We start from the raw sequence: 3,809 nt of genomic DNA on the forward strand, positions 1-3,809 counted from the left end.
CTTCCAGCTTTTTCGCCAGCGTAATCAGTTCGTCCGCTTCTTCCGCTTCAATCAATTCCTGAATCTGCGGCTCGGCCTCCATGGCTTTTTCCAAACTCAGGGGTTTGTTGGCTTCCAACGGAATCAGTTTGGACAGTTTGTCGCACAGCATAAACGGCAGTTCCAGCACGCGTCCGACGTCGCGAATCACCGCTTTGGACGACATCGTGCCGAAGGTAACAATCTGGCTTACCGCATCCGCGCCGTATTTTTCGCGCACATATTCAATCACGCGGCCACGGTTTGCCTGACAGAAGTCGACGTCAAAGTCAGGCATGGAGACGCGTTCAGGGTTCAAGAAACGCTCGAACAGCAGCGCGTATTTCAGCGGGTCAAGGTCGGTAATCTTCAGCGAATACGCCACCAGCGAGCCAGCGCCCGAACCGCGTCCCGGCCCTACCGGACAGCCGTGCGTTTTCGCCCAGTTGATAAAGTCTTGTACGATAAGGAAATAGCCGGGGAATTTCATCTGGATGATGATGTTCAACTCAAAATCCAGCCGTTCCTGATATTCCGGCATTTTTGCCGCACGCTCTGCCTCGTCGGGATAAAGCTGAACCATACGTTCATGCAAGCCCTCGTTGGACAGCTTCACCAAATAATCGTCCAGCGACAGGCCGTCCGGAGTAGGGAAGAGCGGCAGGAAGTTTTTGCCCAATGTGATGTGTAGATTACAGCGTTTGGCAATTTCCACCGTGTTTTCCAAGGCCTCGGGTAAATCGGCGAAACGTTCGGCCATGGTTTCCGGCGGAATGAAAAACTGGCTTGGCGTGAAATCGCGCGGACGTTTCTTGTCCGTCAGCACCCAGCCGCCCGCGATGCACACCCGCGCCTCGTGCGCGTTGAAATCGTCGCGGCTCATAAACTGCGTCGGATGCGTCGCTACCACCGGCAAACCCAGTTCCTCCGTCAGCTTCACGCTGCCGGAAACACAAGCCTCCCATTCAGGGCGTTCGGGCAGGCGTTGCAGCTCTAAATAAAACGCATCGGGAAACCACGCCGCGTATTTCAACGCCGCCGCACGCGCCGCGTCTTCATTGCCGTTTAAGAGATTCACGCCCACTTCGCCGTAATGCGCGCCGCTCAAACAAATCAAGCCGCTGTTGTCGCCGTTTTCCAGCCATTCGGGATTGAGTTCCGCATGATGGATATTGCGGTCTTTGCCGACATAGGCCTCCGTCAAAAGCTCGCTCAAGCGCAGATAACCCGCATCGTTGCGGATAATCAGCATGGCGCGAAACGGCTTGTCAGGCGCATTCGGATTACCTATCCACACATCCGCCGCGCCGATGGGCTTAATCCCTGCGCCGCGGCAGGCTTTATAGAATTTCACCAAACCGAATTCGTTCATCAAATCGCTGATGCCCAAAGCAGGCAAACCGTATTCCTGCGCTTTGGCAATCAGTTTTTTAATCCGCACCATACCGTCAGTAATCGAGAATTCGGTATGCAGGCGCAGGGGGATATAGGTCGGCTCGGTCATGGCAAAATCGGCGTGAACAATAAAAGGCGTATTGTAGCAGGGTTGGCAGCGAAAGGCCGTCTGAAAACCAAATGTAATGAGGTTGGATAAAGCAAATAAAACAGAAGGGGGCTTTCTTTCAGACGGCCATGTTAAAATATCGCCATTATTGAAAAGGATTAAATGATGGAAGCAACAGTCTATCTTGAAGACAACGAATACATCGCGTTGTGCGACTTATTGAAACTGGCCGGCCTTGCCGAAAGCGGCGGACAGGCAAAAGCATTTATCGCCGAAGGGCTGGTGTTGCGCAACGGCGAAACCGAAACCCGTAAAACTGCCAAAATACGCGGCGGCGAAGTGATTGAGTTTGACGGTGCGCGCTTGGAAATCGCCGATGGATACGACCCTGAAGAATAAAGCCGAAGCCATCTTGGGCGAGTCGCTTTTAGACGAACCTGTCCGCCCCGAGTCATGGGAATGTTGCGGCAGCGAGTGCGGCGATGCCTGTATCCAGACAATGTATTGGGCGGAAAAAGCCAGATATGATGCGCAACAGCGGAAATTGAAAGAAGCGGGTTGGACTGATGGCGAAGATGAGGCAAAGGCCGTCTGAAAACGATTGGGCTTGATAGGAGCTGTGTTTCAAACAATGCTGCATTAAAGCCAATGTTGTCTGAAAGTTTCAGACGGCATTGGCTTTTTTAAAGTTTAAATAAATTAAGATTTTGTTACCTCGGAAGCGGTTGCATTTTCAGGTGTGCCAGGTGCAGCATCGGCAGGAGCCTGATAATCTGTATTTTGCGATGAAGAGGGCTCAGCATTGTCATGTTTATGATGCTTATCATACTTATCAAAGTGTCGTTTGTCTTGATCGTTATCTTGCGCTACCGCCAATACTTTGCCGCTTTGAGCATCAACCAGAGCCTCATATTCGACCCCGTCTTTTAAAATTTCCACCTTATAACGGCCACCCAAATGCTGTTTGTATTTATAATCAACATCTTTGGCCACGCCGCCAACTTGCGCCACTGCCGTTGCTGCCGCTTGCTGACCGGAAACCTGCGCAAACATGCCTTCTTTAAAAGCCACGGCACCCGCAGCACCGGCAACGCCCAAACTTGAAGCAATAATACCGGCAATGATGAGTTTTTTTGAAATAAAAGCATTAATGCGTTTCATGATTTTCTTTCCTACTGTGTTGTTGAACGATGAATGCATTCTATGCCTCAACAATTAGCTGAATATGAGCAAAATGCTAAGATGTGTAATTGGTTGCAATACTAAAATTAACACTTTAATAATGATGGAGAACGAAGCCGCTCTTTCAGACGGTCTTGCTGATATGTTGTGATGGCATATTTGGCGGAGATTGTGGTTTGCGTGTGAAAACAAAAAAGCGTGATGAAAAAAAGGCATGTGTGAGACATGCCCCCGAATTAAATGGTAAACGCGATGGTGAGAAAACAAATGATGGAATAAGATTTGCGGTTGGTCAACTCATCTTATTCCGCCTTGTTTTACAATCATTCAGGCGATGTTTCGCCTGCAAGATTCTCGATTTCTTCGCGATGCGCGTCAAACCATGAGCCGACCACTTGATTGACTTCGTCCATGCCTTGTTTTTTCAGGCTGGAGAACAGTTGAACGCTGATTTTTTGACGGTCGGTGTAGGGTTTGAGTGATTTTTTTACCGCCGCCAAAGTTTTAATCTGGTCGTTTTTAGACAGCTTGTCTGCTTTTGACAGCAGGATATGCACAGGGCGGCCGGTGATGTGGAAGAAGTCCAGCATTTGAATGTCTAAAGCCTTGAGCGGATGGCGCGAGTCCATAATCAAAATCAGGCCGATCAGTTGGCGGCGTTGTTGCAGGTAGTCGCCCAAGAGTTTGACCCAGTGCGCACGAATAGCCTCCGGTACTTGCGCGTAGCCGTAGCCGGGCAAATCGACCATGAAATTGCCGTTTTCCAGTTCAAAGAAATTGATGTGTTGGGTGCGGCCCGGTGTTTTGGAAACGTAGGCAAGGCGCACATGATTGGTTAAAGTATTGATGGCGCTGGATTTTCCGGCATTGCTTCGGCCGACAAAGGCAATCTCGGCCGGCGTGTCGGGCAGGTCTTTCAGATGGTTGACCGTTGTAAAGAATTTAGCATTTTGAAAAAGGTTCATCAGTATTTCCTTGCATGGAAACAAAACTGCAACATCATAATTTGTATCGGGCATTTATGTTGCAGCAGTTTGGTAATTTGAGTAGTAATTTAATGTAAACTTGGTATAGAATAGCACGTTTATAGAATTATCGGTTTTAA

Annotated in this window: 5 protein-coding genes; 2 read left to right on the forward strand and 3 right to left on the reverse strand. The window is 49.3% G+C overall.

The window, feature by feature from the left end:
* A partial coding sequence (gene dnaE / locus ACTHUE_RS12750) for a DNA polymerase III subunit alpha (protein WP_440423641.1) occupies window positions 1-1,522 on the reverse strand: 1,522 nt, incomplete at its 3' end.
* 165 nt (window positions 1,523-1,687) lie between these two features.
* On the opposite strand from dnaE, the gene ACTHUE_RS12755 reads away from it, so the two are divergent.
* Window positions 1,688-1,921, forward strand: coding sequence for an RNA-binding S4 domain-containing protein (locus tag ACTHUE_RS12755; RefSeq protein ID WP_002221492.1), 234 nt, complete (start codon window positions 1,688-1,690; stop codon window positions 1,919-1,921).
* Window positions 1,899-2,117 (forward strand): hypothetical protein, encoded by a 219-nt coding sequence (locus ACTHUE_RS12760; RefSeq protein WP_049328316.1) that lies wholly within the window; start codon window positions 1,899-1,901, stop codon window positions 2,115-2,117. The genes ACTHUE_RS12755 and ACTHUE_RS12760 overlap by 23 nt, the downstream gene beginning before the upstream one ends.
* A gap of 104 nt (window positions 2,118-2,221) precedes the next feature.
* On the opposite strand, the gene ACTHUE_RS12765 is transcribed toward ACTHUE_RS12760, so the two are convergent.
* Together ACTHUE_RS12765 and yihA are read right to left on the reverse strand one after the other, a co-directional pair.
* Window positions 2,222-2,683 carry a PepSY domain-containing protein gene (locus tag ACTHUE_RS12765; RefSeq protein ID WP_224783388.1) on the reverse strand — a complete coding sequence of 154 codons (462 nt, stop codon included), beginning with the start codon at window positions 2,681-2,683 and terminating at the stop codon, window positions 2,222-2,224.
* Between the two features lie 344 nt (window positions 2,684-3,027).
* Window positions 3,028-3,669 carry a ribosome biogenesis GTP-binding protein YihA/YsxC gene (gene yihA / locus ACTHUE_RS12770; RefSeq protein WP_036492739.1) on the reverse strand — a complete coding sequence of 214 codons (642 nt, stop codon included), beginning with the start codon at window positions 3,667-3,669 and terminating at the stop codon, window positions 3,028-3,030.
* Window positions 3,670-3,809 lie beyond the last annotated feature (140 nt).

This window comes from Neisseria sp. P0021.S005 (genome assembly GCF_051956955.1).

What these genes read in the sequence shown, in the direction of transcription:
- ACTHUE_RS12760 (WP_049328316.1), top strand. Translation starts at nt 1,899, where the DNA reads ATGGATACGACCCTGAAGAATAAAGCCGAAGCCATCTTGGGCGAGTCG.
- ACTHUE_RS12755 (WP_002221492.1), top strand. Translation starts at nt 1,688, where the DNA reads ATGGAAGCAACAGTCTATCTTGAAGACAACGAATACATCGCGTTGTGC.
- yihA (WP_036492739.1), bottom strand. Translation starts at nt 3,669, where the DNA reads ATGAACCTTTTTCAAAATGCTAAATTCTTTACAACGGTCAACCATCTG.
- ACTHUE_RS12765 (WP_224783388.1), bottom strand. Translation starts at nt 2,683, where the DNA reads ATGAAACGCATTAATGCTTTTATTTCAAAAAAACTCATCATTGCCGGT.